Origin of the sequence: Cellulosimicrobium cellulans (genome assembly GCF_042723955.1) — a bacterium.
Classification (GTDB): domain Bacteria; phylum Actinomycetota; class Actinomycetes; order Actinomycetales; family Cellulomonadaceae; genus Cellulosimicrobium; species Cellulosimicrobium cellulans_H.
In genome coordinates, this window is the sequence record NZ_JBHXIC010000002.1 from 120597 (window position 1) to 134900 (window position 14304).

Annotated in this window: 13 protein-coding genes; 7 read left to right on the plus strand and 6 right to left on the minus strand. The window is 74.4% G+C overall.

Annotated features, from left to right (window positions below; all coding sequences use genetic code 11):
* Nucleotides 1-87: 87 nt before the first annotated feature.
* Nucleotides 88-3480 (minus strand): CARDB domain-containing protein, encoded by a 3393-nt coding sequence (locus ACFWH7_RS01325; protein ID WP_378214669.1) that lies wholly within the window; start codon nt 3478-3480, stop codon nt 88-90.
* A 379-nt stretch (nt 3481-3859) separates the two neighbouring features.
* Here ACFWH7_RS01325 and ACFWH7_RS01330 point away from each other — a divergent pair, with 379 nt between their 5' ends.
* Both ACFWH7_RS01330 and lepB read left to right on the plus strand, forming a co-directional pair.
* Nucleotides 3860-4201: a YciI family protein gene (locus ACFWH7_RS01330; protein ID WP_378214670.1), complete on the plus strand. Its 342-nt coding sequence runs from the start codon at nt 3860-3862 to the stop codon at nt 4199-4201.
* Between the two features lie 67 nt (nt 4202-4268).
* The gene (lepB, locus tag ACFWH7_RS01335; RefSeq protein WP_255318546.1) at nt 4269-5075 is read left to right on the plus strand and encodes a signal peptidase I; all 807 of its coding nucleotides are present in this window, start codon (nt 4269-4271) and stop codon (nt 5073-5075) included.
* Between the two features lie 21 nt (nt 5076-5096).
* On the opposite strand, the gene ACFWH7_RS01340 is transcribed toward lepB, so the two are convergent.
* Entirely contained in the window at nt 5097-5987 is an 891-nt protein-coding gene (locus ACFWH7_RS01340; RefSeq protein ID WP_378214671.1) for a LysR family transcriptional regulator, read from the minus strand.
* 72 nt (nt 5988-6059) lie between these two features.
* On the opposite strand from ACFWH7_RS01340, the gene dapA reads away from it, so the two are divergent.
* A complete protein-coding gene (gene dapA, locus ACFWH7_RS01345) occupies nt 6060-6950 on the plus strand; it encodes a 4-hydroxy-tetrahydrodipicolinate synthase (protein WP_141387137.1) in 891 nt (296 codons plus the stop codon).
* A gap of 95 nt (nt 6951-7045) precedes the next feature.
* The gene (locus tag ACFWH7_RS01350; protein WP_141387135.1) at nt 7046-7591 is read left to right on the plus strand and encodes a GNAT family N-acetyltransferase; all 546 of its coding nucleotides are present in this window, start codon (nt 7046-7048) and stop codon (nt 7589-7591) included.
* 71 nt (nt 7592-7662) lie between these two features.
* Here the strand turns inward: ACFWH7_RS01350 and ACFWH7_RS01355 are convergent, their stop codons facing one another.
* The 3 genes from ACFWH7_RS01355 to ACFWH7_RS01365 are packed head-to-tail and all read right to left on the minus strand — an operon-like array spanning nt 7663 to nt 9953.
* Nucleotides 7663-8847, minus strand: a complete 1185-nt coding sequence (locus tag ACFWH7_RS01355) for an SLC13 family permease (RefSeq protein ID WP_378214672.1) — start codon at nt 8845-8847, stop codon at nt 7663-7665.
* Between the two features lie 36 nt (nt 8848-8883).
* Entirely contained in the window at nt 8884-9651 is a 768-nt protein-coding gene (locus ACFWH7_RS01360) for a cation diffusion facilitator family transporter (RefSeq protein WP_378214673.1), read from the minus strand.
* On the minus strand, nt 9618-9953 hold the full coding sequence (locus ACFWH7_RS01365) for an ArsR/SmtB family transcription factor (RefSeq protein ID WP_064314954.1): 336 nt from the start codon (nt 9951-9953) through the stop codon (nt 9618-9620). Before ACFWH7_RS01365 ends, ACFWH7_RS01360 begins: the two co-directional genes overlap by 34 nt.
* Nucleotides 9954-10147: 194 nt before the next feature.
* Between ACFWH7_RS01365 and ACFWH7_RS01370 the strand changes: the two genes are divergently transcribed.
* The 3 genes from ACFWH7_RS01370 (at nt 10148) to ACFWH7_RS01380 (ending at nt 13471) form a co-directional block, all read left to right on the plus strand.
* On the plus strand, nt 10148-10564 hold the full coding sequence (locus tag ACFWH7_RS01370; protein ID WP_141387131.1) for an ArsR/SmtB family transcription factor: 417 nt from the start codon (nt 10148-10150) through the stop codon (nt 10562-10564).
* Nucleotides 10561-11580: a cation diffusion facilitator family transporter gene (locus tag ACFWH7_RS01375; protein WP_378214674.1), complete on the plus strand. Its 1020-nt coding sequence runs from the start codon at nt 10561-10563 to the stop codon at nt 11578-11580. Before ACFWH7_RS01370 ends, ACFWH7_RS01375 begins: the two co-directional genes overlap by 4 nt.
* A gap of 220 nt (nt 11581-11800) precedes the next feature.
* Nucleotides 11801-13471 carry an ATP-dependent DNA ligase gene (locus ACFWH7_RS01380; RefSeq protein WP_378214675.1) on the plus strand — a complete coding sequence of 557 codons (1671 nt, stop codon included), beginning with the start codon at nt 11801-11803 and terminating at the stop codon, nt 13469-13471.
* 7 nt (nt 13472-13478) lie between these two features.
* On the opposite strand, the gene ACFWH7_RS01385 is transcribed toward ACFWH7_RS01380, so the two are convergent.
* Complete coding sequence (locus ACFWH7_RS01385; RefSeq protein WP_378214676.1) at nt 13479-14117, minus strand: hypothetical protein; 639 nt, start codon at nt 14115-14117, stop codon at nt 13479-13481.
* Nucleotides 14118-14304: the final 187 nt, after the last annotated feature.

Genomic DNA, 14304 nt, shown 5'->3' on the forward strand with positions numbered 1-14304 from the left:
CGGCCCGCGCGGCGGCGCGGGGTGGTGGTGTGGGGCCGCGCCCCGCACCCCCCCCCCCCCCCCCCCCGTGTCCGGTGCACCCTCGGGTTACTGGCCCGTGAAGACGAACGGCGAGCCGGGCTCCTTCGCGACGTCGCCGTCGCGCGAGCTCGTGACGGTCACGTTCGACAGGATCGCGTTGCCGCGGGCGCCGGCCATCGCGAGGATGCCGGAGCCGTTGTTGGACTTCTCGATCCGCACGTTCGTGATCTTCACGTCCGGCATGTTCCCGCCGCCGTTCTTGAACTGGATGCCGTCATAGGTGGAGTCGACGATGTCCGTGTCGCGGATGGTGACGCCGACGATGTCGTGCGTCTGCGGGAAGATCGTGATCGCGCCGAACTCCTGGTCCTCGTTCCAGAACGCCCCGCCGGTGCGGTAGAGCCCGTTGTTGGCGATCAGCGTCGTCCCCGAGAAGGGCAGGGGGTCGTGGTCGGTCGCCAGCATGATGCCGGGGTAGTTCATCGTGTCGTAGATCAGGTTGTTCTCGATCGAGTTGTCGTAGCCGCCGTAGATCGCGATGCCGTTGGCGCGCCACGGGAGCTGCACGGTGTTGTTGCGGAACGTGTTGCTGTGCCCGATGTCGACGTTCCGGTCCTTGACGTACGGGTTGGCCCAGACGGCGAGCGCGTCGTCGCCGGTGTTGCGGAACGTCGAGCTCACCACCGTCGAGTTGCGCGTCCCGTTGCTGAAGTTGATGCCGTCCGCGTAGGTGTTGCGGATCCGCATGCCCGAAAAGACCAGCCCGTCGCCCGGGTTCCACAGCTCGGGGATGTTCGAGTAGTCCCGACCGACCCACACGCCGACGTTCGCGTGCTCGATCCACACGTTGGTGATCTTCGTGTTCTTGCCGAACCGACCGTTGAGGCCGACGCCGCCCTCCTCCTGGCCGTTGTTGCCGCGGATCGTGCCGGAGCCGAAGATCGCGAGGTCGGAGATCTGGGTGTTGTCGTCGACGTCGAACCCGAAGTTGCCCTCGTGCGGGTGGTTGATGACGCCCGGGGCGAGGTGCGGCGGGATGAGGCTGTAGAGCTGCGAGTGCCACATGCCCGCACCACGGATCGTCACGTCGCTGATGCCGACCTGGTTGTGCATCCCGCGGTCGAGCGGGTCGTCGGTGAGGATCTTCTTCTCCTGGCGCCACTGCCCCGCCGGGATCCAGACGCAGTGGATCTCGCCCTCCTGGTTCGCGGTGACGGCGGCCTGGATGGCCGCCGTGTCCTCGAGCCCGTCGTTCGGGACGGCCCCGTACTCGGTGATCGACGTGCACTGCGCGGGCTTGCTCAGCGGGGGCGCGACCTGCTCGAGCTCGACGAGGTCGATGACGTAGAACGCGGCGTCGTCGCCCGCGTCGCGCTGGAGCTTGAACACCGTCCCGGCCGGGAAGGACCGGCCGAGCAGGGCGTGCGACTCGTCGAAGAGCCGGCGCGCGTCGCCGCCCGGCGTGTTGACCAGGCCCTCGGGCTGGTCGGTCGTGCCGTAGAGCCAGGAGTGCTTGGACGAGAGCGTGAGCTTCTGCACGAACTGGCCGTCCGCGTAGAGGCTGATCGTCTTCTCCTGGCCACCGCCGCCGGGGGCGTCCGGGATCGAGCTCCGCACGACGATCGAGTTCGTCGCGTTCGTCGACGTGAGCTGGACGTACTGGCCCGTGCTGGTCAGGCGCACGGACTCGCGACCCGACGACTCGGTCGCGAAGTTCGTGTGCCCGAACGTGCGCAGCGCGTCGGTCTGGAGCAGCGTGCCGGTGTACTGGCCGTCCTCGGCCTCGTAGGTCGTGTACGGGACGGCGGCGCCGCGGCCCACCGTGACGGCGAGCGTGCCCGTGTTGTTTCCCTCGTTCGTCTCGGCGACGACGCCGGTCGCGTCGGCCGTCGCGGTCACGGCGGCCCCGCCGTTCGTGGCGCTCCACGTGCCGCTCGGCGTGACGGTGACGGTCGCACCCGCGGGGACGGCCGGCGTCGTGCCGTTCAGCGTGGTGGACCCGACCACGACGCGCGTGACCGAACCGGCCGCGACGGGCTGGTTGCCGCGGTTGCGCACCTGGACCGAGAACGTCACGGCCTGACCGACGGCCGGGTTGGCCGGGTTCGACGACACCGAGACGACCTCGAGGTCCGGCCCGGGCGCCTCGCCGACGACGAGCCTCGCCGTCGCGGTGAACGCGTTGTCCGTCTCGTCCTGCTCGGCCACGGTGTTCGCCGGGTCCACGACCGCACCGACCGTGTACTCGCCCGCGGGCCGGGTGCCCGCCGCGACCTGCACCTGCGCGCTCGCTCCCGGCTGGAGCGCCGCGACGGCGGTCGAGCCCGCGGTCGACCCGCCGAGCCTCCCGTCGAGCGTCGTGACCGACGACGCGCGGTCGCCCGTGTTCTTCACCGTCGCCGTGAGCGTGACGGGGGTCGTCGCCGTGGGCGACGCCGGGGACGCGGTCACCGCGGTGACGGTGAGGTTGGGGTTCGGCGCCGGGGCGCCGTAGACCTCGAGCTCGGCGACCTGACCGTTGCCCGCGCCCGTGTTGCCGGTGAAGCGCAGGCGCACGTCGGTGGCGGTGCCGGTCACGGGTACGTCGACGAGGTTGCCGCTGCCCGGCGCGAACGCGTGGCCGGCGGACGCCTTGAGCTCCTGCCAGGCGCCCGTGCCGGTGCGGCCCCACACGGAGAACGTCTGCGTGCGCGGCCCCCACGCGGCGTCGGGGTTGAGCCGGACGCGCACGCTGCTGAGCTGCGTGGGCGCGGCGAGCGCGACGTCGAGCGTCGACGGGTACTGCCCACCCGCTCCCTCCCAGTAGGTGGTCGCGCTGCCGTCGACCACGTTCGCGGCGACGAACTGCCACTCCGTCGACGACGCCGTCGCTGGACGGCTCTTCGCGTAGTTGGTGCCGGTCGGGTCCGTCGGATCGGTCGGGTCCGTCGGGTCGGTGCCGCCCGTGGGCGTGCCCCACACCTGGAGCTCGGACACCTGGCCGTTGCCCGCGCCGGTGTTGGCCGTGAAGGCGAGGCGCACCTCGTCGACCTCGGCGTCGAGGGGGATCTCGACCGTGTTCCCGCTGGCGGGGTCGAACCCGTAGGCCGCCGACGCCTTGAGCGTCCGGAACGACGACTCGCCGTCGGAGCGACCGAGCACGCTGAACGTCTGCGTGCGTGACGACCACACCGCAGGCGGGGGCAGCGTGACGACGACGCGGTCGACGTCGGCCTCCGCCCCGAGGTCGACGGTGAGGTGCGACGGGTACTGCCCGCCCGCGCCCTCCCAGTAGGAGCCGGTGTTCCCGTCGTTGGCGTTGCCCGCGACGTACGTCTGCGTCACCGACGACGCGGCGATCGGCTTGCCGAGCGCCAGGTTGGTGGCGTCCGCGGCGTGCGCCACGGCGACGACGCCGAGCGGCGCGACGAGCGCCAGCGCGGCGCCCGCCACGACCGTGTGCTTCCAGGGGGTTCTCATGAACGTCCTCGTTCTCCCGCCGGGGCGGGCTCGTCCACCCGCGGGCAGCGGTGCCCGACGGCGGGCGCGACCGTGCTGGTGCCGCGCCACCGTCACGGGTGGGTCGGGTCAGGGCTGGTTCAGGGTCGGGACCGGGACCGACGAGGTCGAGACCGGTCGTCCGGGTGCCACGAACGACCGGCGGGGATGGTCACCGGTCGGACCCGTGGCGGCATACGAGAGTTGCAGCGTGTGCACTGCTTTGTGCTGGACTTCTGTCAACTTCTTGCGTCGTGCAGGACGGACGCTACGAGACGGACATCCGGGGCGTCAAGGGTCGGCGTGATGCGGGGACCCGCGCGACGATGGGGCGAATCCCCGGAGACGAAGGAGTCGTGCGATGGCGAAGTACCTGATCTCGTTCCCCAGCGGCGAGATGGACCTCGGTCCCGGCGGGCTCCAGGCGGCCGCGGACGCGGCGCACGCGGTCGTGCAGGAGGCGAAGGCCGCAGGCGTCTGGGTGTTCGGCGGCGGGATCGACGAGAGCGTCCCGCCGGTCCTCGTCTCCGGGGACGGCACCGTCACCGACGGCACGTACCCGCAGACGGCCCGGCTCGAGGGCGGTCACACCGTGCTGGAGGTGCCCACGCGCGACGAGGCGCTCCGGTGGGCCAGCAAGATCGCCGTCGCCTGCCGGTGCCGGCAGGAGGTGCGCATGTTCCAGGACGACCCCGAGAGCTGACGGCGCCCCCGAATGCCGCCCGGACCGGGTGGCCTGGCGCCGAGCGCCGACGTGACAGGGTGGGCCCGTGCCCGACGACGCCACGCTGCGCGATCCGCTCCCCGACTCGACGGTGGACACCGAGGCCGACGCCCGGCCAGCGTCCGGCGTCGCTGACGACACCTCTGCCGCGCTCCCCCGGCATCGCCCTCGTCGACCGTCGCTGCTGCGCGAGACGGCGATCATCGTCGTCAGCGCGCTGGTGCTCTCGCTGCTCCTCAAGACGTTCCTCGTGCAGGCGTTCTTCATCCCGAGCCCGTCGATGGAGGACACGCTGGTCGAGGGCGACCGGGTGATGGTGTCCCGGCTCGTGCCGGGCGCGTTCGACGTGCACCGGGGTGACGTCGTGGTGTTCAAGGACCCGGGCGGGTGGTTGCCGCCGCCGGTGCCGCAGGAGGAGAGCCCGGTGTCGGAGGCGGTGCGCGCGGCGCTGACCTTCGTCGGTCTGCTGCCGCAGGACACCGGTGAGCACCTCATCAAGCGGGTGGTCGGGACACCGGGTGATCACGTGGTGTGCTGCGACGCGGAGGGCCGGGTGAGCGTCAACGGGGTGTCGATCGACGAGACGTACATCAAGCCCGGCTCCGACCCGAGCGAGCTCGCCTTCGACACCACCGTGCCCACGGACATGCTGTTCGTCATGGGTGACAACCGGCAGAACTCGGGTGACTCGCGCTACAACACGGGCAAGCCCGGCGGCGGGTTCGTGCCGACGGGCAACGTCGTGGGGACGGCGTTCGTCAAGGTCTGGCCGCTGTCCCACCTGGGCCTGCTGCGCAACCCCGGCGACGTGTTCACCGACGTCCCCGCTCCGGGCACCGTCGACGAGGGGTGACGCCGCACCGACCGGCCGCGGCTATCCGGCGGCGTGCGCGAGGCCGGCCGCCACCGCTGCCGTGTGCAGCGCCTCGCGGGCGGCCGCGACCTCCGGGTGCGTCCCGGACCCGCGGCGGTAGGCCAGGGAGGTCCTGCGGCGGATCGCCAGGGGCGTGAGGACCACGCCGTCCGGGGCGCCCCCGGCCGCGAGTTCCGGCACGAGGGCGACGCCCTGCCCCGCCGCGACCAGGGCGAGGACGGCGCCGAAGTCGTCGGCGTGGTGACGGATGCCCGGTGCGTAGCCCGCCGCCTCGCACGCCCGGACGGTCAGGGTGTGGCACAGGGTCCCGAGCGTGCCGGCGATCCAGGGCGCGTCCCGACGGTCGGCGATCGACCCCGCGCCCAGGGCGGCCAGGTGGACCGTCTCCTCCATCAGCGGCTCCGCCTCGACGCCGGGGCCGACCGTGAGCGGGACGTGGTCGTACTCCTGGACCAGGGCGACGTCGACCGCGTCCCCGCGCAGCGCGTCGGGGACCGTGGCGGGGTCGAGCTCGGAGACCAGGAGGCGCAGTCCGGAGTGGTCGGAGCTCAGACGCACGACGGCGGGCGTGAGCAGGGTCGGCACGGCCGTCGGGAAGACGCCGATGCGCAGCGTCCCGCGGAGCGTCGCGGCGGCCGACGCGAGGTCGGCGTCGGCCTCGCGGAGGATCTCGAGGATCCTCTCGGTGTGCCCGACGAGCGTCTCCGCGGCCGCCGTGAGCCGGACCCGGCGCCCCGACCGCTCCAGGAGCGGCACCCCGGCGTCGCGCTCGAGCGCGGAGAGCTGCTGCGACACGGCCGAGGGCGTGTAGGTGAGCGCCTCGGCCACCGCGGCGATCGTCCCGCGGTGCGACAGCTCGCGGAGCAGCCGGAGCCTGCGGACGTCGAGCATAAGAAGAACTTACGGCACTGCGGAGGAACGTGAACTGGACTGGTGGTCAGTGACGGCCGGAGAGTTGCCGTCATGGAGCTCTCCGGCCTCTACGTCCCCCTGGTCACCCCGTTCACCGACGACGACCGGCTCGACCTCGACGCGCTCGCCGCGCTCGCCACGGCCGTCCTCGACGAGGGCGCGGCGGGCGTCGTCTCCGTGGGCACGACCGGGGAGCCCGCGACGCTCACCCGGGCGGAGGCGCGCCAGGTCGTCGAGGTCTGCGCCGAGGTGTGCGCGGCGCGAGGTCGGCACCTGCTCGTGGGTACGGGGACGAGCAGCACCGCCACGTCGGTCGACCTGCTCGCCGACCTCCACCCGCAGGCCGACGCGGCGCTCGTCGCGGTCCCCGCGTACACGCGGCCCTCCCAGGCCGGCGTCGTCGAGCACTTCCGCGCCCTGGCCGCCGCGGCGCCCGTCCCCCTGGTCGTGTACAACGTCCCCTACCGGACGGGGCTCGCGCTGACGGTGGACACGCTCCACCGGCTCGCCGACCTGCCCGGCGTGGCAGGCTTCAAGCACACGGTCGGCTCGATCGACGACACCACGGTCGCGTTCCTCAGCACCGCCCGCTCGGACGTGTCCGTGCTGGCCGGTGACGACCTGTACGCGGGACCGCTCATCGCGCTCGGTGCGCGGGGCGGGATCCTCGCGAGCGCCAACGTCGCCCCCCGCGCGTACGCGGAGCTCGTCCGCACCTGGCGGCACGGCCCGTCGGAGCGGGCGCTCGCCGTGCACGACGCGCTGGTGCCCCTGACCGGTGCCCTCTTCGCCGAGCCCAACCCCGCCGTGATCAAGGCCGTCCTCGCAGCCGAGGGCCGGATCGCCAGCCCGCGCGTACGGCTCCCGCTGCTCCCGGCGACCCCGGGAGCCGCCTCGGCCGCTCTCGCGCGTCAGGATGCGCTGTTCGCGTCCTCCCTGTGAGCACGACCGATCGTTCGTCAGCCGTCACGTCCGCACGACGGCGCGGCCGGGATATTTCCGTTGCTCTCCCGCACGTGCCCCTCAAGAGTGTCGGCATGTTGATCAGACGCGAGCGCCCGCCGGACGCCCCGGCGATCCGCGCAGTCACCGCAGACGCCTTCTCCGCGGTCGAGCACGCTGCCCCACCGGTCGAGGCTGACGGCGTACCCGGTGAGGCGACCTTGGTCGGGTGGCTGCGCGAGGACCCCGGGTGGATCCCGGAGCTGTCGCTCGTCGCCGAGACCGGGCTGCCCGACCCGCAGGTCGTCGGGCACGTCGTCGCCACCCGCGGGCGGGTCGGGGACCGGCCGGCGCTCGGGCTCGGGCCGCTCAGCGTCCGTCGCGACCACCAGCAGCGCGGGGTCGGTTCCGCGCTCATGCACACGCTCCTCGGTGCGGCGGACGGTCTGGGAGAGCCGGTCGTGGTGCTGCTCGGGGAGCCGGCCCTCTACTCCCGGTTCGGGTTCGTGCCCGCCAGCTCCTTGGGGATCGAGGCTCCCGAGCCGGCGTGGGGCGACTACTTCCAGGCACGCGCACTGAGCACCTGGCGCGGGGAGTACGCGGGACGGTTCACCTATGCCGCCCCGTTCGACCGCCTGTGACGTGACGCCGTGCGCCGCGCTCACGACGGCGAGACGCCGACCACGAACCCGTGCGACGAGCCCGCCCTTTCCTAGCCGAGCGCGACGACGGCGACACCCGCCGCCACCGCGAGGGGCGCGAGCACGAGGCCCTGCCGGACGACGTGCCACGTGGGCGGCGGCCCGTGCTCGAACGCGTGGCGGCGGTACTGCTGCCACCACAGCACGGTCGCGAGCGACGCCCACGGCGTGATCAGCGGCCCGGCGTTCACCGCGACGAGGAGCGTCGCGAGCCGGTCGACGCTCTCCCCCGCCGCGGGCAGCAGCGCGAGGAAGGCAGGCAGGTTGTTCACCAGGTTCGCGGCGACGACGCCGGTCGCGGCGAGCCGCGCCAGGTCGCCCGGCCCGTCGCCCGTGCCTGCGACGACGGCGAGGAGGTCGCCGAGACCGTGCGCGTGCCACGTCTCGACGAGCACGAACAGCGCCGCGACGACGAGCGCCGACCGCCACGGCAACATCTCGCGCACCGGCACGAGGGGCCGCACGCGTCGCCACCACGTCGCGAGCGCGAGCACCGCGGCGCCGGCGAGCGCCGCGGGCGCGACCGGCAGCTCGATCGCGAACGCGACCGCGAGCAGTGCGACGACCGCGCCGGTGACCCGCAGGAGCACCCGGTCGGGCGGCGTCGGGCCTGCTCCCGCGAGCGTGAACCGCCCGCGCAGGTCACGACCGTGCAGCGCGAGCAGGACGACGACCGTGACGGCGAGGACCGCGAGCGCCGGCGCCCACATCACCCCGACGTACCCGGTGCCGAACCGGTGCGCCGCGAGCAGGTTGGTCAGGTTCGAGACGGGCAGGAGCAGCGACGCCGTGTTGGCGAGCGCGAGGACCGTGAGCGCGAGCGGCAGGGGCCGCGTGCCCGTGCGGCGCGCGAGGGCGAGCACGACAGGCGTGACGAGCACCGCCGTCGTGTCGAGGGACAGCACGACCGTGCTCGCCGTCGCGAGGACGACGACGAGCCCCCACAGGGCGAACCGCCGCCCCCGGGCGACGCGTGCCGCCCGCCCGGCGACGGCGTCGAACAGGCCCGCGCCCGCGCACAGCTCCGCGACCACGGTGATGGCGAGGAGGAACACCAGGACCGGTCCGGTGCGCACGAGCAGGTCGCGCGCATCGGCGGCGGGGAGCAGCCCGGTCGCCGGCAGCACGACGACGACCACCGCCGCAAGGAGCCACAGCGGCACGCGGCGGCGCGCCGGTGCTCCCGAGGCGTTCACGTCGCGATCGTAGGGCCTGCTGCGCGGCCACGACGCTCAGGGGCGCGACGTCGGTCCGTCGCCCCGGGGCGCACAGCACGCGTCGGCGCAGGTGTCTGCCTCGCCCTCGCCGACGAGCGCCGAGACGGGCGCACAGCACGCGTCGCCGCGCCACGCCTCGACGCCCTCCTTGACGGCGACGGCGGCGATGACGAGCGCAGCGAGCGGGTCGGCCCACGTCCACCCGAGGGTCGCGTTGAGCACGAGCCCGACGAGCAGCACCGCGGACAGGTACGTGCACAGGAGCGTCTGCTTCGAGTCCGCGACGGCGGACGCCGAGCCGAGCTCCCGGCCCGTGCGGCGCTCGAACCACGACAGGAACGGCATGACGGCGAGGCTCACCGCCGCGAGCCAGATGCCCACGACGGAGTGCTCGGGCTCGGCCGCGCCGAGCAGCGTCCGGACGGCGTCGACGGACACGAAGACGGCGAGCCCGAAGAACGAGACGGCGATGACGCGCAGCGCGGTCCGCTCGCGCCGGTGCGGGTCGGGCGCGGCGAACTGCCAGGCCACCGCGGCGGCGGAGAGCACCTCGACGAGCGAGTCGAGCCCGAACCCGACGAGCGCGGCCGACGACGCGACACGGCCCGCGGTGATCGCGACGACCGCCTCGACGACGTTCCACGTGATCGTCGCCGCGACGACCCACCGGACCCTCCGCTCGAGGACGGCACGACGCGCGACGGTCGGGGCAGCGGGTCCGGGCGGCGTGCGGCCGAGCGAGACGGGCGTCACGAGCACGAGCACCCGTCGGGACCACAGCATGTGGGGTCGACCTGGACGACGAGCCGCAGCAGGTCGTCGAGGGCCGGGGCCAGGTGAGGGTCGGCGAGGCGGTACCAGGTGCGACGGCCGTCGGGGATCGCCTCGACGAGCCCGCACCCGCGCAGGCACGCGAGCTGGTTCGACATCACCTGGCGCGAGACGCCGAGCGCGTCCGCGAGGTCGGACGGGTAGGCCGGTGCCTCCCGCAGGGCGAGCAGGACCCGCGTGCGCGTCTCGTCCGACAGGGCGTGCCCCAGCCGCGCGAGCGCCGCGGTGTGGGTGAGCGTGACCGTCTCGACCATGGGGCCGACAGTACACGCGCTCCTGTATTCAGGAAACCCTGTACCGAGCACGGGACCACCTCGCCGAGGCCGCAGCCCCGACCCACCCGCCACCCGAGCCGCCGAACCCGGCGTTGCTCCTCACGGCGGGGCGGCTGTGGGGGGCAACCCCGGGTTCGGCGCCGTGGCGGCGCACGCTCCGTTAGTATCTGCGCATGCGTGAAGATACGAAGGGGTGCACCTTCGGGGTGGAGAGCCAGTACGTCGAGCTCGCGGCGGAGGTGTTCTCGCTGCTCGCGGACGCGACGCGGGTCCGGATCGTCCTCGCCCTGCGCGACACCGAGCTGCCGGTCAACGCGCTCGCGGAGATCGTCGGCAAGTCGCCGACGGCGGTCTCGCAGCACCTCGCCAAGCTGCGCTGGGGTCGCATCGTCCGCGCCCGCCAGGAGGGCAACCGCGTCTTCTACTCGCTCGTCGACGAGCACGCGCGCACGCTCGTGACCCAGGCCGTCTTCCAGGCGCAGCACGCCGTGGACGACCACCCCGCGCACCACGCCGACGACGCGCACGGCGCGGTCGACGGGTCCTCCCCCGCCACCGAGGCCACCACGTCCACCGCGGCGGACCGATGAGCACGACCCGCCCGGCCGCCGTCGACCACGACCACGACCACGACCACGACCACGACCACGACCACGACCATCCTCACCCGAGCGGGCTGCGCGGCTGGCTGCACGAGGTGTTCGTGCCGCACTCGCACGACGCCGCCGACTCGATCGACGACGAGCTCGTCGCGAGCGGGCAGGGCATCCGGGCGGTCAAGGTGTCGCTCGTCGTGCTCGGCGCGACGGCGCTGGCGCAGCTCGGCATCGTCGCGGTCAGCGGTTCGGTCGCGCTGCTCGCGGACACCGTCCACAACCTCTCCGACGCGCTCACGGCCGTGCCGCTGTGGATCGCGTTCGTGCTCGGTCGCCGCGCGGCGACGCGCCGGTACACCCACGGCTACGGCCGGGCTGAGGACCTCGCGGGGCTGTTCATCGTCGCGATGATCGCCCTCTCCGCAGTCGTCGCGGGCGTCGAGTCGGTGCGGCGCCTCGCGGATCCCCAGCCTGTGGACAACCTGGGCTGGGTGATCGCGGCGGGGATCGTCGGCTTCGCGGGCAACGAGGCGGTCGCCGTCTACCGGATCCGCGTGGGGCGCCGCATCGGGTCGGCCGCGCTCGTCGCCGACGGCGTGCACGCGCGCACCGACGGCTTCACGTCCCTCGCGGTCGTGCTCGGCGCGCTGGGCGTCCTCGCCGGCCTCCCCCTCGCGGACCCGGCCGTCGGCCTGCTCATCACGGCCGCGATCCTCGTGCTCCTGTGGGGCACCGCGCGCGACGTCGGGCGCCGGCTCCTCGACGGCGTCGACCCGGACCTCACGGACCGTGCGCGCCACGCGCTCGACGGCGTGAACGGGCTGCAGGGTGTGGACGACGTCCGGCTGCGCTGGTCGGGCCACCGCCTGGCCGTCCAGGCGCGCGTCCTCGTGCCGCCGCAGACGCCGGTCGCCGTCGCCGACCGGACCTCGGCCGCAGCCGAGGCCAGGCTGCGGGGCGCGCTGCCGTCGGTCGGGACGGTCGACGTGGTGGTGGCTCCCACCCCCTGACCGGCACGCCCCGGCCGGGTCACATGCCCGCGCCGCGCCGTCGAGCCCGGGGCTCACGGCTACCCGTCGCCGTCGAGCCCGGGGTTGCGCGTGATCGGCGACCCGACGTGCCACGCAGACCCGGGTTCGACGCCGGGCCGCGCGAGGGCTCGCGCGGAACCCCGGGTTCGGTGTGGGACGGAGCGCGGGCGGGCGTGGGTGGTCGGCGTGAGGATGGAGCATGCTGCTCGCCGAGGTCGCCGCCACGTCCGACGCCGTCGCCGCCACCCGCTCGCGCCTCGCCAAGCGCGCGGCCATCGCGGACCTGCTGCGCCGCGTCGCCGCCGACGTCGGCCCGGCCCACACGGCCGGCACCGCGGACGGTACCGACGGCCGGGGCGGGCGCGACGAGGTCGAGATCGCCGTCGCGTACCTCGCGGGCGAGCTGCGCCAGCGGCGCACGGGACTCGGGTGGCGCTCGCTGCGCGACCTGCCCACCCCGGCCGAGGAGCCGAGCCTCACGCTGACTGCGGTCGACGCCGCGTTCGCGCGCATGGCCGACCTCTCCGGTCCCGGCTCGGCGACGGCCCGCCAGGCCGAGGCTGCCGCGCTGTTCGGTGCCGCGACGGCGCGGGAGCAGTCGCTCCTCGCGGGGCTCGTCTCGGGCGAGCTGCGACAGGGCGCGCTCGACTCGGTCGTGGTCGACGCCGTCGCCGAGGCCGCCGGGGTGCCCGCCGACGCGGTGCGCCGCGCGGTCATGCTCGCCGGAGCGACGGGACCGGTCGCGCGCGCCGCGCTGACGGCCGGGAGCCCCGAGGCCGCGACCGAGGCCCTCGCGACGTTCCGGCTCACGGTCGGCCGGCCCGTCCGGCCGATGCTCGCGCAGTCGGCGCCCGACGTCGGCGCCGCGCTCGAGAAGCTGGGCGCCGGACCCGGCGGCGAGGGGGACGCCGGGGGCGAGCACCCGCCGTCGGGCACCGCCGTGGCCGTGGACGTGAAGCTCGACGGGATCCGCATCCAGGTGCACCGCGACGGCGACGACGTGCGCGTCTTCACGCGCTCGCTCGACGACATCACCGAGCGCGTCCCGGAGATCGTCGCCGCGACGCGGTCCCTCCCGGCCCGGGCGCTCGTGCTCGACGGCGAGGCGCTCGTCGTCGGGCCCGACGGCGTCCCGCGCCCCTTCCAGGAGACCGCGGCCCGCTCCGCGACCCAGGGCGAGCGGAGCGCTGCCGAGGAGGCCGAGCTCGCGGCGTCGCTCGAGCTGTCGCCGTTCTTCTTCGACGTGCTGCACGTCGACGGGCGCGACCTGCTCGACGAGCCGCTGCGCGACCGGCTCGCGGTGCTCGACGACCTCCTCGCCGACGCTGCCGGACCGCACGCCGTGCGGCGCCTCGTCACCGACGACCCCGGCGCCGCCACCGCGTTCTTCGAGGGCGCCGTGGCCGAGGGGCAGGAGGGCGTCGTCGTGAAATCGCTCGACACCCCCTACGCGGCCGGGCGGCGCGGCGCGGGCTGGGTCAAGGTCAAGCCGCGGCACACGCTCGATCTCGTCGTGCTGGCGGTCGAGCAGGGCTCGGGCCGCCGGCGCGGGTGGCTGTCGAACATCTGGCTCGGCGCGCGCGACCCCGACGGCGGGTTCGTCATGCTCGGCAAGACGTTCAAGGGGATGACGGACGAGATGCTGGAGTGGCAGACGCGCCGGTTCCGCGAGCTGGAGACCTCCGACGACGGGTACGTCGTGCACGTGCGGCCCGAGCAGGTCGTCGAGATCGCGTTCGACGGCCTCCAGCGCTCCACCCGCTACCCCGGCGGCCTCGCGCTCCGGTTCGCGCGCGTGCTCCGCTACCGCGACGACAAGACCGCCGACGAGGCCGACACGATCGGCGCGGTGCGAGCACTCGCTCGGTAGGGCGCGGTCAGCGCGGGCGGGCCGAGGGGTCCGGCGCGACGAGCCGGACGGCGCCGTCCTGGTCGACGAGCGCCCGCCGACCGGACGCGTTCTCGAGCACGCCGATGACGTCGTCGTCCGGAGTCACCGTCACGGTGAACAGCGGCCGGCTCCCGCCGAACGCCGGGTATGGCTGGAGGGCACCCACCCCGGCCTCGGCGCGCGACCTCTGCTCCGGCGTCAGCCGCGCCCAGGAGAGGCGCTCGCGCAGCCAGGGCGGCTGCGTCTCGACCGCCCGCGGGAACCGCTCCAGGTCGCGGGCGAAGTCGGCGGGCCCGGCCGGGGGCAGGAAGCCGGGTTCGGTGTCGAAGTCGTACGACGCGTCGACCTCGCCGTCGGCGCGGACCGTCAGTGAGATCGTGAACCAGGCGCCCAGACCGGTCGGCGCGGTGACGGCCCGCAGCTCGGCGAGGGCGTCCCGAAACACCGGGGAGGTCGGCTTCTGCGCGGGTGGCGGTGGCCATCCGCCGACGATCGACACGTGCTCCTGCGTCCGGTCGGCCACGACGAACGCGCGGTACGACAGCTCCTCCCAGGGCTCGGTCTGGGCCGCCGCCAGCTCCCGCGCCAGCACCGTCACCAGACGCCTCTGCGCCTCGACCGCCATCGCACGCCTCCCCGTCCCGGCCCCTCGGCCGGGGCCGACCTCCGCGCATTCTTCCCCACACCCGCGCGCGTCCCGCGAGACGACCGTGGCCGGGGGCGGGGCCCCGGGCGGGGGGGCGGGGCCGCGGGGGGGGGGTGGCACGGGGGGGGGGGGGAGGGCTGGAGGGGCCGAGTGGGGCCGCACCGGC

What these genes read in the sequence shown, in the direction of transcription:
- ACFWH7_RS01375 (WP_378214674.1), top strand. Translation starts at nt 10,561, where the DNA reads ATGAGCACGACCCGCCCGGCCGCCGTCGACCACGACCACGACCACGAC.
- ACFWH7_RS01360 (WP_378214673.1), bottom strand. Translation starts at nt 9,651, where the DNA reads ATGCTGTGGTCCCGACGGGTGCTCGTGCTCGTGACGCCCGTCTCGCTC.
- ACFWH7_RS01365 (WP_064314954.1), bottom strand. Translation starts at nt 9,953, where the DNA reads ATGGTCGAGACGGTCACGCTCACCCACACCGCGGCGCTCGCGCGGCTG.
- ACFWH7_RS01385 (WP_378214676.1), bottom strand. Translation starts at nt 14,117, where the DNA reads ATGGCGGTCGAGGCGCAGAGGCGTCTGGTGACGGTGCTGGCGCGGGAG.
- ACFWH7_RS01325 (WP_378214669.1), bottom strand. Translation starts at nt 3,480, where the DNA reads ATGAGAACCCCCTGGAAGCACACGGTCGTGGCGGGCGCCGCGCTGGCG.
- ACFWH7_RS01380 (WP_378214675.1), top strand. Translation starts at nt 11,801, where the DNA reads ATGCTGCTCGCCGAGGTCGCCGCCACGTCCGACGCCGTCGCCGCCACC.
- dapA (WP_141387137.1), top strand. Translation starts at nt 6,060, where the DNA reads ATGGAGCTCTCCGGCCTCTACGTCCCCCTGGTCACCCCGTTCACCGAC.
- ACFWH7_RS01340 (WP_378214671.1), bottom strand. Translation starts at nt 5,987, where the DNA reads ATGCTCGACGTCCGCAGGCTCCGGCTGCTCCGCGAGCTGTCGCACCGC.
- ACFWH7_RS01350 (WP_141387135.1), top strand. Translation starts at nt 7,046, where the DNA reads ATGTTGATCAGACGCGAGCGCCCGCCGGACGCCCCGGCGATCCGCGCA.
- ACFWH7_RS01330 (WP_378214670.1), top strand. Translation starts at nt 3,860, where the DNA reads ATGGCGAAGTACCTGATCTCGTTCCCCAGCGGCGAGATGGACCTCGGT.
- ACFWH7_RS01370 (WP_141387131.1), top strand. Translation starts at nt 10,148, where the DNA reads ATGCGTGAAGATACGAAGGGGTGCACCTTCGGGGTGGAGAGCCAGTAC.